Annotated in this window: 18 protein-coding genes; 7 read left to right on the forward strand and 11 right to left on the reverse strand. The window is 57.2% G+C overall.

Annotated features, from left to right (window positions below; genetic code table 11):
- The first annotated feature begins 20 nt into the window (after nt 1–20).
- Both malF and malG read left to right on the forward strand, forming a co-directional pair.
- On the forward strand, nt 21–1,565 hold the full coding sequence (gene malF / locus ACOTZC_RS20655; protein WP_421635980.1) for a maltose ABC transporter permease MalF: 1,545 nt from the start codon (nt 21–23) through the stop codon (nt 1,563–1,565).
- Nucleotides 1,566–1,579: 14 nt separating this feature from the next.
- Entirely contained in the window at nt 1,580–2,470 is an 891-nt protein-coding gene (gene malG, locus ACOTZC_RS20660) for a maltose ABC transporter permease MalG (protein ID WP_023310002.1), read from the forward strand.
- 222 nt (nt 2,471–2,692) lie between these two features.
- Here malG and psiE read toward each other — a convergent pair whose 3' ends face one another.
- Nucleotides 2,693–3,103, reverse strand: a complete 411-nt coding sequence (gene psiE / locus ACOTZC_RS20665; protein WP_000202963.1) for a phosphate-starvation-inducible protein PsiE — start codon at nt 3,101–3,103, stop codon at nt 2,693–2,695.
- Between the two features lie 96 nt (nt 3,104–3,199).
- Here psiE and ACOTZC_RS20670 point away from each other — a divergent pair, with 96 nt between their 5' ends.
- On the forward strand, nt 3,200–3,652 hold the full coding sequence (locus ACOTZC_RS20670) for an acyltransferase (RefSeq protein ID WP_045355214.1): 453 nt from the start codon (nt 3,200–3,202) through the stop codon (nt 3,650–3,652).
- Nucleotides 3,653–3,729: 77 nt separating this feature from the next.
- Here the strand turns inward: ACOTZC_RS20670 and ACOTZC_RS20675 are convergent, their stop codons facing one another.
- The 5 genes from ACOTZC_RS20675 to pgi form a co-directional block, all read right to left on the reverse strand.
- Entirely contained in the window at nt 3,730–5,826 is a 2,097-nt protein-coding gene (locus tag ACOTZC_RS20675) for a YjbH domain-containing protein (RefSeq protein WP_059445335.1), read from the reverse strand.
- Entirely contained in the window at nt 5,826–6,563 is a 738-nt protein-coding gene (locus ACOTZC_RS20680) for a capsule biosynthesis GfcC D2 domain-containing protein (RefSeq protein WP_045402563.1), read from the reverse strand. The genes ACOTZC_RS20675 and ACOTZC_RS20680 overlap by 1 nt, the downstream gene beginning before the upstream one ends.
- Nucleotides 6,560–7,198: a YjbF family lipoprotein gene (locus ACOTZC_RS20685; protein WP_023309998.1), complete on the reverse strand. Its 639-nt coding sequence runs from the start codon at nt 7,196–7,198 to the stop codon at nt 6,560–6,562. Before ACOTZC_RS20685 ends, ACOTZC_RS20680 begins: the two co-directional genes overlap by 4 nt.
- A 63-nt stretch (nt 7,199–7,261) precedes the next feature.
- Entirely contained in the window at nt 7,262–7,504 is a 243-nt protein-coding gene (yjbE, locus tag ACOTZC_RS20690) for an exopolysaccharide production protein YjbE (RefSeq protein WP_008503423.1), read from the reverse strand.
- 367 nt (nt 7,505–7,871) lie between these two features.
- Nucleotides 7,872–9,521 (reverse strand): glucose-6-phosphate isomerase, encoded by a 1,650-nt coding sequence (pgi, locus tag ACOTZC_RS20695; protein WP_421635981.1) that lies wholly within the window; start codon nt 9,519–9,521, stop codon nt 7,872–7,874.
- A 374-nt stretch (nt 9,522–9,895) separates the two neighbouring features.
- Between pgi and lysC the strand changes: the two genes are divergently transcribed.
- The 3 genes from lysC to ACOTZC_RS20710 all read left to right on the forward strand — a co-directional run bounded on the left by lysC (nt 9,896) and on the right by ACOTZC_RS20710 (nt 12,606).
- Nucleotides 9,896–11,245, forward strand: coding sequence for a lysine-sensitive aspartokinase 3 (gene lysC, locus ACOTZC_RS20700; protein ID WP_023309996.1), 1,350 nt, complete (start codon nt 9,896–9,898; stop codon nt 11,243–11,245).
- 93 nt (nt 11,246–11,338) lie between these two features.
- Complete coding sequence (panS, locus tag ACOTZC_RS20705; RefSeq protein WP_029740629.1) at nt 11,339–12,283, forward strand: ketopantoate/pantoate/pantothenate transporter PanS; 945 nt, start codon at nt 11,339–11,341, stop codon at nt 12,281–12,283.
- Between the two features lie 50 nt (nt 12,284–12,333).
- Nucleotides 12,334–12,606, forward strand: coding sequence for a DUF3811 domain-containing protein (locus ACOTZC_RS20710; protein ID WP_023309994.1), 273 nt, complete (start codon nt 12,334–12,336; stop codon nt 12,604–12,606).
- Here the strand turns inward: ACOTZC_RS20710 and rluF are convergent, their stop codons facing one another.
- From rluF to metH, 5 genes are all read right to left on the reverse strand, one after another.
- The gene (rluF, locus tag ACOTZC_RS20715; RefSeq protein ID WP_023309993.1) at nt 12,607–13,479 is read right to left on the reverse strand and encodes a 23S rRNA pseudouridine(2604) synthase RluF; all 873 of its coding nucleotides are present in this window, start codon (nt 13,477–13,479) and stop codon (nt 12,607–12,609) included.
- 54 nt (nt 13,480–13,533) lie between these two features.
- Entirely contained in the window at nt 13,534–13,851 is a 318-nt protein-coding gene (locus tag ACOTZC_RS20720; RefSeq protein ID WP_023309992.1) for a CcdB family protein, read from the reverse strand.
- On the reverse strand, nt 13,851–14,144 hold the full coding sequence (locus tag ACOTZC_RS20725) for a type II toxin-antitoxin system CcdA family antitoxin (protein ID WP_032662656.1): 294 nt from the start codon (nt 14,142–14,144) through the stop codon (nt 13,851–13,853). Before ACOTZC_RS20725 ends, ACOTZC_RS20720 begins: the two co-directional genes overlap by 1 nt.
- Before the next feature lie 95 nt (nt 14,145–14,239).
- Complete coding sequence (locus ACOTZC_RS20730; RefSeq protein ID WP_023309990.1) at nt 14,240–15,871, reverse strand: Na/Pi cotransporter family protein; 1,632 nt, start codon at nt 15,869–15,871, stop codon at nt 14,240–14,242.
- A gap of 216 nt (nt 15,872–16,087) precedes the next feature.
- Nucleotides 16,088–19,771, reverse strand: coding sequence for a methionine synthase (gene metH / locus ACOTZC_RS20735; protein WP_322408283.1), 3,684 nt, complete (start codon nt 19,769–19,771; stop codon nt 16,088–16,090).
- Between the two features lie 193 nt (nt 19,772–19,964).
- On the opposite strand from metH, the gene iclR reads away from it, so the two are divergent.
- Nucleotides 19,965–20,795 carry a glyoxylate bypass operon transcriptional repressor IclR gene (gene iclR / locus ACOTZC_RS20740; RefSeq protein WP_047173840.1) on the forward strand — a complete coding sequence of 277 codons (831 nt, stop codon included), beginning with the start codon at nt 19,965–19,967 and terminating at the stop codon, nt 20,793–20,795.
- The last annotated feature ends 69 nt before the right edge of the window (nt 20,796–20,864 follow it).

The raw sequence follows: 20,864 nt of genomic DNA on the forward strand, positions 1-20,864 counted from the left end.
CGTTGTAGAGGAAAAACCCCATGGATGTCATTAAAAAGAAACGCTGGTGGCAAAGCGACGCGCTGAAGTGGTCAGCGATAGGTCTGCTGTGTCTGCTGGTGGGTTACCTTGTTGTTTTAATGTACGTACAAGGGGAATATCTGTTTGCCATCATGACGCTGATTTTAAGCTCTGCTGGCCTGTATATTTTCGCTAATCGTAAAGCCTATGCCTGGCGCTATGTCTACCCGGGCGTGGCCGGGATGGGGCTGTTTGTTCTGTTCCCGCTGATTTGTACCATCGCCATTGCGTTCACCAACTACAGCAGCACCAACCAGCTTGCGCAGGAACGCGCGCAGCAGGTCCTGCTGGATCGCTCATATCAGGCAGGCAAGACCTTTAACTTCGGCCTCTATCCTGCCGGGAACGAGTGGAAGTTAGCGCTTACTGACGAAGCAAGCGGGAAATACTTCGTCTCTGACGCCTTCAAATTTGGCGGCGAGCAGAAGCTGGCCTTAAAAGAGGCACAGGCTCTGCCGGAAGGTGAACGTGCCAACCTGCGCGTCATTACCCAGAACCGCCAGGCGCTGACCCAGCTCACCGCCGTGCTGCCAGACGAAAGCAAGGTGACCATGAGCTCGCTGCGTCAGTTCTCCGGCACGCAGCCGCTGTATACCCTGGCGGACGACGGCACGCTGACCAACAACCAGAGCGGCGTGAAGTACCGTCCGAATAACGACATTGGTTTCTATCAGTCCATTACTGCCGACGGCAAATGGGGTGATGACAAGCTCAGCCCGGGCTACACAGTCACCATCGGCTGGGACAACTTTACCCGCGTATTTACCGACGAAGGCATTCAGAAACCCTTCTTCGCCATCTTTGTCTGGACGGTGGTCTTCTCGGTGCTGACGGTAATACTGACCGTTGCCGTGGGCATGGTTCTGGCCTGTCTGGTCCAGTGGGAATACCTGAAGGGCAAAGCGATTTACCGCGTGCTGCTGATTCTGCCGTATGCCGTGCCGTCGTTTATCTCGATTCTGATTTTCAAAGGGCTGTTTAACCAGAGCTTCGGTGAAATCAACATGATGCTGAGCGCCCTGTTCGGCATCAAACCAGCCTGGTTCAGCGACCCGACCACCGCTCGCTCGATGATTATCATCGTGAACACCTGGCTCGGTTATCCGTACATGATGATCCTGTGCATGGGCCTGCTGAAGGCTATCCCGGACGATCTGTACGAAGCCTCAGCGATGGACGGCGCGGGCCCGTTCCAGAACTTCTTTAAAATTACGCTGCCGCTGCTCATTAAGCCGCTGACGCCGCTGATGATTGCCAGCTTCGCCTTTAACTTTAACAACTTCGTGCTGATTCAGCTGTTGACCAACGGCGGCCCGGACCGCCTTGGCACCACGACGCCAGCAGGCTATACCGACCTGCTCGTGAGCTACACCTACCGTATCGCCTTCGAAGGCGGCGGCGGCCAGGACTTCGGTCTGGCGGCAGCGATTGCCACCCTGATCTTCCTGCTGGTAGGCGCTCTGGCGATTGTGAACCTGAAAGCCACACGTATGAAATTTGATTAAGGAAGGCATCAATCATGGCTATGGTACAACCCAAATCTCAGAAGTTGCGCCTCCTGGCGACGCACTTAGGCCTGCTGATTTTCATCGCGGCGATCATGTTCCCGCTGCTGATGGTTATCGCCATCTCCCTGCGTTCGGGTAACTTCGCGACGGGGAGCCTGATCCCGGACGAAATCTCCTGGGAGCACTGGAAGCTCGCGCTGGGCTTCAGCGTGGAACACGCGGATGGCCGCGTCACGCCGCCGCCGTTCCCGGTGCTGCTGTGGCTGTGGAACTCGGTGAAAATCGCAGGTATTACCGCCATCGGTATCGTGGCGCTTTCCACCACCTGCGCCTACGCCTTCGCCCGCATGCGTTTCCCGGGCAAAGCGACGCTGCTGAAAGGGATGCTGATTTTCCAGATGTTCCCGGCCGTGCTGTCGCTGGTGGCGTTGTATGCCCTGTTTGACCGTCTGGGCCAGTACGTACCCTTTATCGGCCTGAACACCCACGGCGGCGTGATCTTCGCCTATCTTGGCGGTATCGCACTGCATGTATGGACCATTAAAGGCTATTTCGAAACTATCGACGGCTCGCTGGAAGAAGCGGCCGCGCTGGATGGCGCAACCCCGTGGCAGGCGTTCCGCCTGGTGCTGCTGCCGCTGTCGGTGCCGATTCTGGCGGTAGTGTTTATCCTGTCGTTTATCGCTGCGATCACCGAAGTACCGGTTGCCTCACTGTTACTGCGTGATGTGAACAGCTACACCCTGGCCGTAGGTATGCAGCAATACCTCAACCCGCAAAACTACCTGTGGGGCGACTTTGCCGCGGCGGCCGTGCTTTCCGCCATCCCGATTACCGTGGTGTTCCTGCTGGCGCAGCGCTGGCTGGTCAACGGCCTGACGGCGGGCGGTGTGAAAGGTTAAGTTTCATTTTGTTATGCCACTGCAACCCTCAACTTTAGACGTATTGTATTGACCCAATACTCAAAATATTTTGCGGTGCTGGAAGGCGGCAAGTGAGTGAATCCCCAGGAGCTTACTAAAGTAAGTGACTGGGGTGAGCGAACGCAGCCAACGCATCAGCAGCGTAAAATATGAAGAGTAAACTTGTGACTGTTGTTAGGCGCTCTTCGGAGCGCCATTTTTTTATTCGCGTTTCAGCCGCTTCGAATTACACAGCCAGAGGGTGATCACCAGCAGCAGTATCGCCGCCGAGTAGATCAGCACGTCGAGCGGGGATTTATGATCGACGATGATCAGCCGCACTATCGCAGTGATCCCAATGTAGACAAAATAACGCAGCGGGAAGTGAAATCCGGACTGAAAGTACTTCACAATCAGGGCAATAAATTCAAAGTAGAGAAAGTAGACCACCAGGCCTTCCACCAGCGCATATTTGCTGGTTTGTTCAGGGGCGAACAGTACATCCGCAAGATGCACCGTCTCTTTACCCAAAAAGACGACCAGTATCAGGCCAAGGCTCAACAGACCGAGGTTCAGCACGGTCTGGAGGATAGTTGAGATGAACTCAACGCGCGGGCGAGTCAGGGATGTCATACAGCACCTCATTCTCCAGGGCGAGGTTCCTGTATAACGCAAAAATGTGACGGGGATCTATATTTTTTAATTATGTTTTATGTAGGAAGAAAACCGATGGAGCGTAAACAAACCGGGGTTCGCAACGTGACCTGTGGCGACAATGTGATCGTATATGAGCCTGCTAACCTTTACGACTGTGTGCTGGGCAACGGCGTATTCGTCGGCCCGTTTGTTGAAATCCAGGGCAATACGCGCATCGGTGACGACTGCAAAATCCAGTCGCACACCTTCATCTGCGAGTATGTCACTATTGGTCAGCGTTGCTTTGTTGGCCATGGCGTGATGTTTGCCAACGATATGTTTCGGGAGGGGAAACCGAACGCTGACCGTGAGAGCTGGGGCCATATTACCGTGGGGAATGATGTTTCGATAGGCAGTGGAGCGACCATTCTGGCGGTATCCATCTGCGATGGTGCGGTGATTGGAGCAGGGAGCGTGGTAACAAAATCGATCGTCGAGAAAGGTGTCTATGCCGGTAACCCGGCGAGGCTACTACGCCGCTTGTGATTCGCCCGGTGGCGCTGCGCTTACCGGGCCTACAAAATAGCAGGCCGGGCAAACGCGGTGCCGCCCGGCGTGAAGCATCAGCGGAAGTTAATGTTCTTATCGCTCGTCATATCATAAAGCTGGAACTTACGTCCAAGCTGCTGACCCCCGTCACGCGTCAGCGGCGTCCAGCCAATCGCCGCGCGGCTGCGGGTTGGGCCTGACGAGAACAGATCCAGCGGAATCGACACGTAGACCCCTTTAGTGAAGTCCCCTTCCCCGTATTCGTCCGGCGAGACGTTGGTGATGGTGGCGTAGCCGCCCACCACGACGCCGCTGTCGAAGTGTTTAGAGATATCGAGCGTGCCGCCCTTATCGCCCGCCAGGTACTGACCGACGCTGGCTTTCACCAGCACGTCAGGTGCGAACGACGGCGTCCAGTAGGCGGTCAGATGGCCCGTTTTGACGCTGTAGTCGGTGAACTTCATCATGTCCTGCGCGCTGCGCCAGTCACGCTGCTTGACGTAGTTGGCATCCACCCCGAACGCCCAGTTGCTGTCGACAGGACGATAAAGCACTTCCGCCCCCGCGCCGCCGTACATGGTTTCCAGATACCCGCCGTACACCTGGCCGTAGAAGCCGTTGCCGAAGTACTGGAAGTAGTTGGCCTGCAGGTTGTTCACGTAAGCATCGTTCTGCACATACTCACGCACGCGGGTGCGCACGCGCGGTAGCGTCGAGTCTTTTGGCGGGTTGGTGTAGTTGAATTTGTCGTAGTTGTTGGCGATGTTGCCGAACAGGCTGCCGGTGGTCAGCAGGTGGTCGGTGAGCCACAGATCCGCCGTCGCCATGACGCCCAGCTGATACATGTAGAAGTTTTCAGGCCCGCCGACGGACTGGTTCAGCACCGGATCGATATGGAAATCGAAGCGCGATTTGTCGATATACCAGCCCTGCTCGGTGGTTTCCGGCACGATCGGCTCTACGCGTTTTTGCACCAGCTCGGTCTCATGCCCGAGCGGCTCGCCTTCCAGATGGCGCTTGAGGCTGGCAACGTCCGTTTCGGTTGTGACCTGCGGCAGGTTGAGGCGGTTTTCCGTCACGCGGATCGTTCGGATCCCCTCCGGCAGATCGTTCATCACGATCCGGTTGGCGCGTTCGATCCCTTCCCGTGAGTCGCGGTATTTTACCTGCTCGCCGGTGACGTAAAGCGTGTCGCCCTTGGTCTGAATCTTCGGATCCGCCAGGCCGGCATTGTATTTCAGCAGCGTCAGCTGGTTTGCCACCACGGAGTGCTGCAGAATCGCATCCTGCGGCTCCGGCTGGTAAGCAGGGCGCGCGTTATCATTGTAGTGCGGCCGCATGTCGTTAAAGTTGGTGCGCAGCGTGAAGCCAAACATCACCGTATTGCCGCGCTCGTAGCTGAGGTTAACGTCGGCCCAGTCGGTGACGCGATAAATGGCGCCGACGTTAAACTTGCTCTTCTGCTCAATCTTCCCGGCGAAGTCCTGCGAGTAGTCATTCCCTTCATACTCCAGCTTCAGGCGTAATGGCTGCCAGGGCGTTTGATACTCTACGCCGCCAAACAGCGACGCCGGACCGTGGAACATCTGGTCTCCGTTAATGGAGCCCGCTTTCTTATAGCTGTTATCGCGATAGCAGTATTTGTCGCTGTAGGAGCAAAACGGGTTTTTCACGTTACCGCTGGTGCCGAGATAGCCCCATCCCAGGCCGAGCGAGAAGTCGAACGGTCCCCAGGCTTTGCTGGCCACGATGTATTCCGCATCAAACAGACCGGTACCACCGATATCTTTGGCGCCCACGGACACCTGCGGCATCCAGTAGCTCTCTTCCCACAGGCGCAGCTTGACGTCGAAGGCTTTATCTTTGTAGGTCTGATCGCCGGAGAACGCCTCTACGCTGCTGTATTGTTTCGTACGCACGTCGGTATAGCGCAGCGTGGTTTCAAGCCACGGGAACATCTGTACCGAGGCGGAGTAGTAGCGATACTGGTCGTTATCACGGTAGTTAAGGCTAATTTCCCCTTCGCGCGCCATACGCGCGGTGGGCGTTTGCAGTAAACCGACGCCGCCGAAGTCTGACTGAGACGGGCCAATGGGTGCCGGATACGTTTCTGCATGGCAGGCGGCACTCACGCAGAGCGCCAGCATGCTGTAGAGATAGGTTTTTTTCATTATTCCGGTATCCGCTGAATCAGGGAGTGAAGGATATCGGCGTTAAGCCCGTCATACGCCTTCGTCCAGAAATGGTCGGCAAAACCGACAAAAATGATGCTGCCTGGCATAGGTTCGATATGCCGTTTATTCCAGTAAGCGACGGGGGCTTTCTGCGTGTGCCCGTCAGGGTAAACCACCCAGGCGTAGCTTTTATCGGCACCGCTCAGCAGGCTCTGCTCGTCGAGGTAGCTCGCCACGTCACGACCGGGCGTAAAGGGCTTTTTACCCGGGCTGCTGATTAGCCCCATTACGGTCACCGTCGTCGGCTTCTCCGGCAGCCAGAGCGTATACTCCCCTTCAAGCGTGGGATTACCCTTTTCCGTAACGCGCACTTCGTCGGGATCAAGGTTCACGTTCTGACGGCCCGTCACCTTCAGCGTCTGCAGCTGCTGACGAACGCTATTAATCGCCGCCGCGTCGTCGCCATCTTCCTGTTCCGCTAACCCCGTCAGCCTGGCAAGGAGCGCCTTGTGCTGTTGTTCCGCTTCAGCGGTCTTCTGACGTTCAGCGATCACTGCCCCCGGCCACCAGCTGTTGGCGAGCCTTGGCTGTCCGACGAGATCGAGCAGATGCTCGGCGTGAGTTAAGGTTTTGGGTTTTTCACTGTCCGGCGTGTAGACCTTCACAGTCCCTGCGGACCATGCCAGCGGCGCGGCGAGGCTGGCGAGAAGCGCAACGTGGATGAGCGTTTTCATGATTTCGCCGCCTTGATCAGGGTGGTTTTCACCGGGAAGAATCCGGCACCGAGATACTGCAGGGACTGGCGGATCTGCCCTTCCTCGTCGATCCAGAAGCGGTTGTGCCAGGTGGCCTGGTCGGTGGTGACTTCTTCATCCAGCACGCGGACACGGGTTTCGTCGCTGCCGACTTTCACGCTGTCCGTGCCGTCCCAGCGGAAGGTCGAGCGTGCCGTGGCGTAACGCACCTGCTTATGTTCGGTCCAGCCCATCGTGCGCGTCCAGCTTGCGCCGTCGGCGATCTGGTTCGGCTTGATTAGCGGGTCGTCGGCGATATTATTCACCTCCAGCAGGTTATCGCCGCCCAACAGGGTTTTCACGATACGGCCATGCTGCGTCACGATGGTGGCCTGATCCTGCGTCACCCATTTCTGCTGCCCGTTTTCATCGAAAGCGAGCACCACAAACAGCTGCGGGCCATCGTTAAGCTGCATGTACTGACTGGCATAGGGCATGTTTTGAAGTTCGTCATCGGTCAGATGCACGCCCGGCGTGCCGAACATGCTTTCCCACAGTGAGTTTCCCAGCCCTTTGGTGGTGGCCGAGCACGCCTGCAGCAGCAGGCAAATCAGAATGATTGCAGGTCGCTTCACGACTCTTCTCCGAAGGGGCGAAATAACCACACCGAAGTGTGGTTATGATTAAAACACCCGCTATTACTGGGTGCTGGTTGTCGTGGTGGTCGTGGTTCCGGTATTGGAGCCATCACCGCCACCGGTTGCCGCCAGCGCGACACCCACGGCTGAACTTACGGTGCTGGCGCTGGCTGCGGTAGAACTACCCGCAGACGCAGACGTCGCAGCCGAACCTGCCGCTTCCCCGACCTGAACCGGAGCTGCATAGACAGATGTCGCCGCAAGCGCAGATATGGCAAAAATGCCATACAGTACTTTCTTCATAACAATTTCCCTTCAATGAATGAATGGAGATTTGCCCGAAAAGAATTTCAGGCGGAATCGAGTATACACAACTAGTGCCGTGGGTTTGCCGTAAGGGGAAATAGGGAGGGGGTTTTCGGACTAATGGTTAAAATGGAAATGAAAGGCAAATAGCATTAATACATAAATTATAAAAATCAACAATTTATAATATAAAGATATTAATGGATTACTGCGTATTTTCTTAAAATAAACCGCAGCAATTAACGGGTTAAGCGTCTTTTTCGGATTAAACTCAGATTCAGAATTTGAGTTAACTAACAGACATCAGGAATTATCCGATAAAAAAATGCCGGCATTAAGCCGGCACGTTTTCATGACGTTTTAATTACGCGCGCCATGCTTTATAACGGTTGATCAAACCATTTGTCGAGCTGTCATGGCTGGCAATCGCTTTATCGTCACCCAGCTCTGGCAGAATACGGTTTGCCAGCTGTTTGCCCAGCTCTACGCCCCACTGGTCAAAGGTGAAGATGTTCAGGATGGCGCCCTGCGTGAAGATCTTGTGCTCGTACAGGGCAATCAGCGCGCCCAGGCTGAACGGCGTGATTTCGCGCAGCAGGATGGAGTTGGTTGGGCGGTTGCCTTCGAACACTTTGAACGGCACAACGTGGTCCAGGGTTGCCGGATCTTTACCCTGGTCACGGTATTCCTGCTCAACCACTTCGCGGGATTTACCGAACGCCAGCGCTTCGGTCTGCGCAAAGAAGTTCGACAGCAGCTTCGGATGGTGGTCGGACAGCGGGTTATGGGTGATAGCCGGGGCGATGAAATCGCACGGTACCATTTTGGTGCCCTGGTGGATCAGCTGGTAGAAGGCATGCTGACCGTTGGTGCCCGGCTCGCCCCAGATGATTGGGCCAGTCTGGTAATCCACCGCGTTGCCGTTACGGTCAACGTATTTACCGTTGGATTCCATGTTGCCCTGCTGGAAGTAGGCTGCGAAGCGGTGCATGTACTGGTCATACGGCAGGATCGCTTCGGTTTCAGCGCCGAAGAAGTTGTTGTACCAGATACCGATCAGCGCCAGCAGCACCGGCAGGTTTTTCTCTGGTGCGGTAGTGGAGAAGTGTTTATCCATCGCGTGCGCGCCGGAGAGCAGCTCAACGAAGTTGTCGAAGCCCACGGACAGGATGATGGACAGACCGATCGCAGACCACAGGGAGTAGCGGCCGCCGACCCAGTCCCAGAACTCGAACATATTCGCGGTATCAATGCCGAACTCGCTGACCGCTTTACCGTTGGTAGACAGCGCCGCGAAGTGTTTCGCCACGTGCTTGTTGTCGCCCGCGGTTTTCAGGAACCAGTCGCGCGCGCTGTGGGCGTTGGTCATGGTTTCCTGAGTGGTAAAGGTTTTAGACGCAACCAGGAACAGGGTAGTTTCCGGGTTCACGTTCTTCAGCACTTCGGCGATGTGGGTACCATCGACGTTAGACACAAAGTGCATGTTGAGGTGGTTTTTATACGGACGCAGCGCTTCGGTCACCATGAACGGGCCGAGGTCAGAACCGCCGATACCGATGTTAACCACGTCGGTGATCGGTTTGCCGGTGTAGCCTTTCCAGCTACCGGAGATAATCGCTTCGGAGAACGCTTTCATCTTTTCCAGCACCGCGTTCACTTCCGGCATGACGTCTTTGCCGTCAACGATGATTGGGGTATTGCTACGGTTACGCAGGGCCACGTGCAGCACTGCACGGTCTTCGGTGCGGTTGATCTTCTCGCCGGAGAACATGGATTTGATGGCATCCGCCAGCTCGGTTTCTTTCGCCAGATCCTGCAGCTTTGCCAGCGTCTCTTCGGTAATGCGGTTTTTAGAGAAATCCACCAGCATCAGGTCGTCGAAGGTCGCGGAGAACTTGTTGAAACGATCGGCATCCTTCGCGAACAGATCCGCGATGGTGACGTCTTTCATTTCATCAAAATGTTTCTGGAGTGCCTGCCAGGCAGCGGTCTGCGTTGGGTTGATGTTTTTCATTAGCAATACTCTTCTGATTTGAGAATTGTGACTGCGGTCGATTGTAGCGCCTGCAAATAAAAATTGTGATGGTTTTTATGCCATTGCCCTGGCCTGCATCAAACACAGGTGAAAAGACCCGAAAAGTATAGCTGCTGAAGCGCCCTCCCGGAGCGGATAAATGTCGGTCAAAATGCCCTAAAACGGAGCATAAAATCTGGCCCTGTTATAAGTCCTGTTTCTCAGGGGTACCCCCCCATAAAAAATCCGCATAATCCCAGCATTGACAGGACCTCCCCCGCATTTTATTTATAGGGCCGTATTTTGCGCCTGCACCTGTTTTCGTTTCACTCTTGTGCCAAGGTCGCTTATTCATTCCCTGACACGAGGTTGTTATGACGAGTTTTGTGGTCGCCAAATTTGGCGGCACCAGTGTGGCTGATTACGATGCCATGAACCGCAGCGCCGATGTGGTGCTGGCCGATCCGAATACCCGCCTGGTGGTGCTCTCAGCATCCGCCGGCGTGACGAACCTGCTGGTTTCTCTGTCTGAAGGACTGGAAGCGACAGAACGTTTCGTGAAGCTGGATGCACTGCGCAAAATTCAGTTCGACATTCTTGAGCGTCTGCAGAACCCGAACGTCATCCGCGAGGAAGTGGAGCGTCTGCTGGAAAATATTACCACTCTGGCAGAAGCGGCTTCTCTGGCCACCTCCACCGCCCTGACCGACGAACTGGTCAGCCACGGCGAGCTGATGTCCACCCTGCTGTTTGTCGAAATCATGCGCGAGCGTAACGTTCAGGCGCAGTGGTTTGACGTGCGTAAAGTGATGCGTACCAGCGATCGCTTTGGTCGTGCCGAGCCGGACGTTGAGGCGCTGGCGGAGCTGACCAATCAGCAGCTGGCACCACGCCTGGCAGACGGTATCGTGATCACCCAGGGCTTTATCGGCAGTGAAGCGAAAGGCCGCACCACCACGCTTGGCCGCGGCGGCAGCGACTACACCGCCGCGCTGCTGGGCGAAGCCCTGCATGCAACGCGCGTGGATATCTGGACGGACGTTCCGGGCATTTACACCACCGACCCGCGCGTCGTTTCCGCGGCTAAACGTATTGATGTGATCGCCTTTGAAGAAGCGGCGGAAATGGCCACCTTCGGCGCGAAAGTGCTGCACCCGGCAACGCTGCTGCCGGCAGTGCGCAGCGATATTCCGGTCTTCGTGGGTTCCAGTAAAGATCCGAAAGCGGGCGGGACGCTGGTCTGCAAGAAAACGGAAAACCCACCGCTGTTCCGCGCCCTGGCCCTGCGCCGTCGTCAGACGCTGGTGACGCTCCACAGCCACAATATGCTGCATTCCCGCGGTTTCCTGGCGGAAGTGTTTGGCATTCTGGCGCGCCATAATATCTCAGTCGATCTGATCACCACCTCTGAAGTGAGCATTGCGCTAACGCTGGACACCACCGGCTCGACCTCCACCGGCGACACGCTGCTGACGCAGTCGCTGCTGATTGAGCTGTCTGAGCTGTGCCGCGTGGAAGTGGAAGAAGACCTGGCGCTGGTTGCCATCATCGGCAACAAGCTGTCGCGCGCCTGCGGCGTGGGTAAAGAGGTGTTCGGCGTGCTCGACCCGTTCAGCATCCGCATGATCTGCTACGGCGCATCCAGCTATAACCTCTGCTTCCTGGTGCCTGCCGATCAGGCCGAGCAGGTCGTGCAGAAACTTCATCAGAATTTGTTTGAATAAAATTCGTTAGCACGATAAACAATACCTATAAGCCGGGCACAGACCCGGCTTTTTCATAACTAAACAACACGACAATACTGCAAGGAATCCACTATGTTATCCGCCGTTACGCGGCTGTTCCCGTTATGGGCGCTGCTGCTCTCCGTACTCGCGTATTACACCCCCGCCACGTTCACGGGCATTGGTCCGTGGGTCGCCACGCTGCTGATGCTGATCATGTTCGGTATGGGCGTGCATCTGAAAATTGACGACTTTAAACGCGTGCTGTCTCGCCCTGCGCCCGTCGCAGCAGGGATCTTCCTGCACTACCTGGTGATGCCGCTTGCGGCGTGGCTGCTGGCGATGGCCTTTAAGATGCCGCCCGATCTCTCGGCCGGGATGGTGCTGGTGGGCAGCGTGGCCAGCGGCACGGCGTCCAACGTCATGATCTACCTGGCGAAAGGCGACGTGGCGCTCTCCGTCACGATCTCGTCCGTTTCGACGCTGGTGGGCGTCGTTGCCACACCGCTGTTAACCCGCCTGTACGTGGACGCGCATATTCAGGTGGACGTGATGGGCATGCTGCTCAGCATTCTGCAGATTGTGGTGATCCCGATTGCGCTGGGGCTGGTCATTCACCATCTTTTCCCGCGCGTGGTGAAGGCCGTTGAGCCGTACCTGCCCGCGTTTTCGATGGTCTGCATTCTGGCGATCATCAGCGCCGTGGTGGCGGGTTCCGCATCGCACATTGCCTCCGTGGGCTTTGTGGTGATCATCGCCGTGGTGCTGCATAACACGATTGGCCTGCTGGGCGGCTACTGGGGTGGGAAGCTGTTCGGTTTTGACGAATCTACCTGCCGCACGCTGGCAATCGAGGTAGGCATGCAGAACTCCGGCCTGGCGGCGGCGCTCGGTAAAATCTACTTCTCCCCGCTGGCGGCCCTGCCTGGCGCGCTGTTCTCCGTCTGGCATAACCTCTCCGGCTCGCTACTGGCGGGATACTGGTCCGGCAAACCGATTGATGAACAAACGAAAAAAGATGCGGTGAAGCAGGGTTAATTTGCGCGGCTTGCTTTACACTGAAGCCTCTCTATCAGGAGGCTTCAGCAATGGCTACACCACGTTTGACCCAGAAAGACATGACGGAAGCCGAGCAGCGCGAACTGAAAACGCTTCTCGACCGCGCCCGTATCGCACATGGCCGCACGCTGACGAACGCCGAAACCAATCAGGTGAAAAAAGAGTACATCGATAAGCTGATGGCGCAGCGTGACGCCGCGGCGAAAAAAGCCCGCAAGCTGAAAAAAGAGCAGGCTTATAAACCCGATGCAGAGGCGACATTTTCCTGGTCGGCCACAACGTCTACACGTGGAAGGCGCTAATCAGCGCCCTTTCTTTTTGCGTCCCGGCTGGGTAAAGCGTTTTCCATTACCCGGCTTGCCTCGCCCCTTATCTTCCGCCTGCGGCGCCTTCACCACCGGGCGCTTAATCGCCTGGGTTTTCGGTTTTGCTTTGGCCTTCGGCTTCGCTTCGGACGAGGAATTCTCGATAAGCTTGAAGAGTTCAATCAGCTCGTCATCCGTTAAATCGCGCCACTCGCCCAGCGGGATGCCTGACAGGCTGACGTTCATGATGCGCGTGCGTTCCAGCTTCGTCACTTCATAACCGAAGTGCTCGCACATACGGCGGATCTGGCGGTTCAGGCCCTGAACCAGCGTAATGCGGAACGCGAACGGCGCTTCTTTCTTCACCTTACACTTTTTCGTGACGGTGCCGAGGATCGGCACGCCGGCGCCCATGCCGCGAATAAATTCGTCCGTGACCGGCTTGTTCACCGTCACAATGTACTCTTTCTCGTGGTCGTTACCGGCACGCAGGATCTTGTTGACCAGATCGCCGTGGTTGGTGAGGAAAATCAGCCCCTGTGAGTCTTTATCCAGACGGCCAATCGGGAAGATACGGCTGCTGTGGTTCACGAAATCAACGATGTTGTCCCGCTCACCGTCTTCCGTGGTGCTGACAATCCCAACCGGTTTGTTCAACGCGATAAACACCAGGTCTTCAGCATCACGCGGTTCGATGACCTGACCATTCACTTTAACTACATCGCCAGGCACCACCTGGTCGCCGATGGTGGCGCGTTTGCCGTTAAGAAACACGTTACCTTGTTCAATGTAACGGTCAGCCTCGCGACGTGAGCAGATCCCGCTCTCGCTAATGTATTTGTTTAATCGGGTTGATTGAGTTGGCAGCATAGTTTCTCCTGTGAAGGGCGAAATATACCTTACCTTGCGGCTGACAAAAAAGTGTTAGTAGCCGTTGATCAAAAAATCGAGTGCATCCCGCAATGAAGCCCGGTTTTGCGTAAGATCGGCAACACGCTCACCTAACTCTTTTGGCGATATGCCAGCCATCATGTGCATCATGACCACGCAGGGCTTACCCGCTATCTCAACGACAGGGCACACTTTCGCAGGCGGCTGAATGCCTCCCAGGTTGCTAAGCTCAACTGCTGGTGCGACCAGGACATGCTTCATCACATTGGCCACGGGATGCTGCATATTGATTAGCCAGGGATAGGCAGTTTTCCCCTTACCTTCATTCTCATAAGCAAAATATTGCTCCATCAGAACGATCTCTGAGAATCACTAAAGGAGCCGTTTTCATCAACCCACTGGTTAATGGCCTCGATAGAAGCTTTATTTTCTGCTAACCACTCTGCGCGCTGATGCGCCCGAAACTGCTCTTGCAGCGCAGCCGTGAGTACAGCAGAGAGATTAAGTTTAAGCCGACGCGCCTCTTCAAGGATTTCTGGTGCTAACGACACATTGACTGATTTTTTGATGCCATGAGTAGCGCGCATGAGAACTCCCATCGGAATGCGCATGAATTGGCGAAGTGTAGCGTAATAAACGAGCATTTTCTATTCCCTTCAAAATGTAAGGTCTGAAGAGTAAATGGCGCTTTATAAGGTGTCACGCCCCGCAAAACGGTTTTGCGAGGCGCTTCCGGAGATTAATACTCATCCCGCTCGTCGTCTTCATCCGGCTGTTCCATCACGCTGTACGCCACCGCGCAGAACAACGAGTTGAGACGCTTCATATCCCCCAGCAGCCCCAGATGCAGGGAGCTGGTCTCGATACTCTGCACGTTCTGCTGGTGCAGACGCTCAACGTGGGCATGCGAGTAGCGGCGGTTCAGAATACGGAAACGATGCTTGTTGCGACGCAGACGGCGCGCGCTCGGCACGTCGCTGGAGAAGAAGACCAGCATCGCCAGCTTGAGGTTGCTGACCAGCTGTTCGTGCAGCGCTTCCAGCTCCTTCAGGCCTTCACCTGAAAACGCACGACGCGCGGCAAGGGATTTGTCGGCGATCTCGCTGCCCATACGCTCCACGATATCCGAGGCCTGCTCAAGGTTAAGCGACATCTCGATAATTTCCGCCCAGCGGCGGGACTCCTCCTCCGCCAGCTCGTCCTGCGGCATACGCGCCAGGTAAAGCTTAATGGCGGTATAGAGCACGTTGATATCGTCCGCCAGTCTGCGCAGTTCTTTCTCTTCACGCGGCTCGCCGTGCATCACCTTTTGCAAGCCTTCGAGCATGGTTTCCATTGCGTCGCCCATGCGCAGCGTCTCGCGCGCGGCGTTCGCCAGCGCCAGCGCCGGGGTATCCAGCGCGGAGGTATCCAGGTGCTTCGGCTTCAGGCGCGCATCCAGCTCCGGTTCGTCCTGAATGAGGCGTTCGCAGAAGCGGGCCATCGGCGCGGCAAACGGCACCATCGCCAGGCAGCGCACCAGGTTGTAGAACACGTGGAAATAGATCACCAGCTCCGCCTTCGGCAGCGGTAGGTTGTCCATCAGGTTCGCCAGCGGGTGAACGAACGGCAGAATAATCAGGCTGCCCACCAGCTTAAACAGCAGGCTGCCGAGGGCCACGCGGCGGGCTGCGGCGTTGGCCGCGCTGTTATTGAGCATCGCCAGCAGGCCGGAGCCGAGGTTGGCCCCGATCACCAGACACAGCGCCACCGGGAAGGAGATCGCCCCTGTGGCGGTTAAGGTCGCCGTCAGAAGAACCGCCGCCAGGCTGGAGTAGCTGACGATGGCAAACACCGCGCCAATCAGCGCGTCAAGCATGATGTCCCCGGTCAGGGAGGCGAAGATGACCTGCACGCCGTTGGCCTCGGTGATTGGCGTGACCGCCTGCACAATCAGCTCCAGCGCCAGCAGGATCAGCCCCAGGCCTATCCCTACGCGCCCGAGCTGTCCGGCGCGCGTCTGCTTGCGGCCGAGGAAGAAGATAACGCCGATAAAAATCAGCAGCGGCGACAGCCAGGAGAGATCGAAGGTCAGGATACGCGCCATCAGCGCGGTACCTACATCCGCCCCCAGCACAATCACCAGCGCCGGGGCCAGCGCCACCAGATCCTGCGCCACAAAGGAGGTGACAAGCAGGGTCGTGGCGTTACTGCTCTGAACCAGTGCCGTTACGCCAATGCCCGCGCAGAAGGCGAGCGGCTTCTTCTCAACGCTGCTGCTGAGAACGGTACGTAAGCGCGCGCCAAATACGCGCATCACGCCGGTACGGACGATATGGGTGCCCCATACGAGCAGTGCGACTGCAGAGAGCAGGTGTAACAACGTCAGCACGGAAGTTTTTCCTCCTTATCGTTATGTGTTTTCCTGAGGTTTGTTGCGCATTGTCTTGCCGGATGGCGGCTACGCCTTATCCGGCCTACGCGCAGGTCCGGTAAGCGCAGCGCCACCGGGCAAAAGATAAGAACCTTCTTCCAGTATAAGGGTTTAAACGTAAGAAAGAGACAGGGCGCCCAATGAGCGCCCTGTTTGTTGTAAGGAAAAGTGATTTTAGTCTGCGTCGTAGCCGAGATTTGGCGCCAGCCAGCGCTCCACTTCAGACACGCTCATCCCTTTGCGCAGGGCGTAATCTTCAATCTGATCCCGCTGCAGCTGCGCCACGGCAAAGTACTTGCTGTCCGGATGGCTGAAGTACCAGCCTGAGACGGACGCGCCTGGCCACATGGCGAACGACTCGGTGAGCTTCATGCCGGTATGGGCTTCCACATCCAGCAGTTTCCAGATAGTGCCTTTTTCGGTGTGCTCCGGACAGGCCGGATAGCCCGGCGCCGGGCGAATCCCCTGGTAGTTTTCGCGGATCAGATCCTCATTGCTGAGGTTCTCATTCGCCGCGTAGCCCCAGTGCACCTTACGTACGCGCTCGTGCAGGTACTCGGCAAAGGCTTCCGCCAGGCGGTCGGCAATCGCTTTCACCATGATTTTATTGTAATCATCGTGCTGCGCTTCGAACGCGTCCGCCAGCGCATCTTCTTCGAGACCGCCGGTTACCGCAAAGGCGCCGATATAGTCGGCTTTACCACTCAGCTTCGGCGCGACGAAATCGGCCAGGCAGTAGTTGGCAAAGCCCACTTTCTCCGTTTGCTGGCGCAGATGCCGGCTGACCGCCAGCACGTGGGTGCGGGTTTCATCGCGATAAATTTCGATGTCGTCGCCCACGCGGTTCGCCGGGAACAGGCCCACCACGCCGCGCGGGTTGAGGGTTTTCTCTGCGCTCAGCGTGTCGAGCATGTCGTTGGCATCTTTAAACAGGCGCTTCGCCTCCTCGCCGACCACCTCATCTTCCAGGATGCGCGGATATTTGCCCGCCAGCGACCAGGTCATAAAGAACGGCGTCCAGTCGATGTAGTTACGCAGCGTCTCGATGCTGGCCGTCACGTCCTGCACGCCCAGACGGTGTGCCACCGGTGGCGTATAGCTGGACCAGTCGAAGGCCAGATCGTTGTCGCGCGCCGCCTGAAGCGAAACAGGCGGGGTGCGCGGCTTCTTACGGCCGTGCTGGATGCGAACGGTTTCGTACTCTTTGCGGGTGCGCGCCACAAAATCGTCGCGCTGGGTGTCGGAGAGCAGCGCGGAGACTACGCCCACCGTGCGCGAGGCGTTCTGCACGTACACCGTCGGGCCACTGTAGTTCTGCTCGATTTTCACCGCCGTGTGCGCTTTTGAGGTGGTCGCCCCGCCAATCAATAGCGGAATGGTGAAGCCCTGCCGCTCCATCTCTTTTGCCACGTTGACCATTTCGTCGAGCGACGGCGTAATCAGGCCGGAGAGGCCAATCAGGTCGGCGTTCACTTCGCGCGCGGTCTTGAGGATTTTGTCCGCCGGGACCATCACGCCGAGGTCGATAATTTCGTAGTTATTACACTGCAGCACTACGCCGACGATGTTCTTGCCGATGTCGTGCACGTCGCCCTTCACGGTGGCGATAACCATCTTGCCGTTGCTGGAACCTTTCTCTTTGCTGGCTTCGATGTAGGGCTCAAGATACGCTACCGCCTGCTTCATCACGCGGGCGGATTTCACCACCTGCGGCAGGAACATTTTGCCCTCACCGAACAGATCGCCGACCACGTTCATGCCGTCCATCAGCGGGCCTTCGATCACCTCAATCGGGCGGTCTGCCTGCTGGCGCGCCTCTTCGGTATCGAGCTCGATAAATTCGGTGATGCCTTTGACCAGCGAGTATTCCAGACGCTTTTTCACGTCCCAGGAACGCCACTCGGCCTGCTGAACGTTTGCCGCCTCATCCGATTTGCTGCCGCGGTATTTCTCCGCCAGGTCCAGCATGCGCTCGGTGGCGTCGTCGCGGCGGTTAAGGATCACGTCCTCTACGGCGTCGCGCAGCTCGGCAGGGAGATCGTCGTAAATCGCCAGCTGGCCGGCGTTAACGATCCCCATGTCCATGCCGTTGCGGATGGCGTAGTAGAGGAACACGGCGTGGATCGCTTCGCGCACCGGGTCGTTACCGCGGAACGAGAACGACACGTTCGATACGCCGCCGGAGATCAGCGCGTGCGGCAGCTCGCGCTTGATGTCCTCACATGCCCCGATAAAGTCCTGGGCATAGTTATTGTGCTCTTCAATCCCGGTCGCGACGGCGAAGATATTCGGGTCAAAGATAATGTCTTCCGGCGGGAAGCCCACCTCTTCGGTCAAAATCTTGTACGCGCGGCGGCATATCTCAATTTTACGCTCGCGGGTATCCGCCTGGCCCACCTCGTCAAAGGCCATCACCACCACGGCGGCACCGTAGCGGCGGACCATCTTCGCGTGGTGAATAAAGATATCAACGCCCTCTTTCATTGAGATAGAGTTGACGATGCCTTTACCCTGAATGCACTTCAGCCCTTTTTCGATGACCTCCCACTTGGAGGAGTCAATCATGATCGGCACGCGGGCGATGTCCGGCTCACCGGCGATCAGGTTGAGGAAACGCACCATCGCCGCTTCGGCGTCGAGCATCCCCTCGTCCATGTTGATATCGATAATCTGCGCGCCGCTTTCCACCTGCTGGCGGGCAACGTCCAGCGCTTCGCTGTATTTCTCTTCTTTGATCAGGCGCTTGAACTTTGCAGAACCTGTGACGTTAGTACGCTCACCCACGTTCACAAACAGGCTGTCGTCGCCGATGGTCAACGGCTCAAGGCCGGACAGACGACAGGCAACCGGAAGCTCGGGCAGCTTGCGCGGCGGCAGTCCGGCGACGGCGTTGCTCATGGCCGCGATGTGCTCCGGCGTGGTGCCGCAGCAGCCACCGACGATGTTCAGGAAGCCAGACTCGGCCCACTCGCGGATTTGCGCCGCCATGGTGTCGGCATCGAGATCGTATTCACCGAACGCGTTCGGCAGACCGGCGTTCGGGTGGGCGGTGACGTAGCATTCCGCGATACGGGAAAGCTCCTGCACGTACTGGCGCAGCTCATCAGGCCCCAGCGCGCAGTTCAGGCCAAAGGAGAGCGCTTCGGCGTGGCGCAGAGAGTTATAAAACGCTTCGGTTGTCTGACCGGACAGAGTACGGCCGGAGGCGTCGGTGATGGTGCCGGAAATCATGATCGGCAGGTCAACGCCCAGCGCCTCAAACTCCTCTTTCACCGCGTAAATCGCGGCTTTGGCGTTGAGGGTGTCGAATACGGTTTCAATCAGGATCAGATCGGAACCGCCTTCCACCAGCGCTTTGGTCGATTCACGGTAGGCCGTAACGAGCTGATCGAAGGTGATATTACGAAACGCCGGGTCGTTGACGTCCGGTGAAATCGACGCGGTTCGGTTCGTCGGGCCAAGCACCCCGGCAACGTAGCGAGGCTTGTCCGGCGTGCGTGCCGTCCACTCGTCGGCGCAGGCGCGCGCCAGCTTCGCGGCTTCCAGGTTGATTTCCGCCGACAGGGATTCCATCTGGTAATCCGCCATGGCGATGGTTGTCGAGTTAAAGGTGTTGGTCTCAACGATATCCGCACCCGCTTCGAAGTAGGCGTTGTGGATATCCTTAATAACTGACGGCTTGCTGAGCACCAGCAGATCGTTGTTCCCTTTCAGGTCGCAGGGCCAGTCGGCAAAGCGCTCGCCGCGGAAATCGTCTTCACTCAGACGATACCCCTGGATCATGGTGCCCATGCCGCCGTCCAGCACCAGAATTCGTTCATTTAACTGCGCACGCAGTTGCTCTACTTTGCTGCTCACACTTGCTCCCGACAACGCTCAACAAGGCCAAAAGGCTGCGTTCCATACTGGCACAATCTCGCAGGGTGGAAAAGCCGCACAGCGGTAACATGAGACATGTTCACCATCACTCCTCCGATCAGTCAGGATAACGGTTGCAAATTCACCAAATAAAACGAAAATGATTTCCACGATACAGAAAAAGGAGATCGTCATGGTCGCGAGCGTTCCCGCTAAACGCGGCAGAAAACCTGCTGCCACCGCCGCCGCCGCACAACAGGGCGGACAGGTTCAATCGCTCACGCGCGGTTTGAAGCTGCTGGAGTGGATAGCCGAGTCGCACGGCAGCGTGGCCCTGACGGAGCTGGCCCAGCAGGCTGGCCTGCCGAACTCCACGACGCATCGCCTGCTGACCACCATGCAGCAGCTGGGCTTTGTCCGCCAGGTCGGCGAGCTGGGGCACTGGGCGGTGGGCGCGCATGCGTTTATCGTCGGCAGCAGCTTCCTGCAGAGCCGCAACCTGCTGGCGATTGTGCACCCGATTCTGCGCAAGCTGATGGAGGAGTCCGGCGAGACGGTCAACCTCGCGGTGCTGGACCAAAGCGACCATCAGGCGATTATTATCGACCAGGTGCAGTGCACGCAGCTGATGCGTATGTCCGCACCGATTGGCGGCAAGCTGCCGATGCATGCCTCCGGGGCGGGGAAAGCGTTTCTCTCGCAGCTGAGCGAAGAGCAGGTGACGGGGCTGCTGCACCGTAAAGGGCTGCACGCCTACACCCACGCCACGCTGGTGTCGCCCGTGCATCTGAAAGAAGATCTGGCCCTGACCCGCAAGCGTGGCTATTCGTTTGATGATGAAGAACATGCCCTGGGCCTGCGCTGCCTCGCGGCCTGCATTTTTGACGAGCACCGCGAGCCGTTTGCCGCTATCTCCATCTCCGGGCCGATTTCGCGGATGACCGACGACCGCGTGACCGAGCTGGGTGCGCTGGTGATTAAGGCGGCGAAAGAGGTAACGCTGGCGTATGGTGGGATTCGCTAAGTTGGGTTCCGGCGAACATTCGAACCGTAGGCCCGGTAAGCGCAGCGCCACCGGGCGATGGGGTTACAC

This window comes from Enterobacter cloacae complex sp. SHL009 (assembly GCF_049237205.1).
In the GTDB taxonomy this organism is placed as follows: domain Bacteria; phylum Pseudomonadota; class Gammaproteobacteria; order Enterobacterales; family Enterobacteriaceae; genus Enterobacter; species Enterobacter cloacae_M.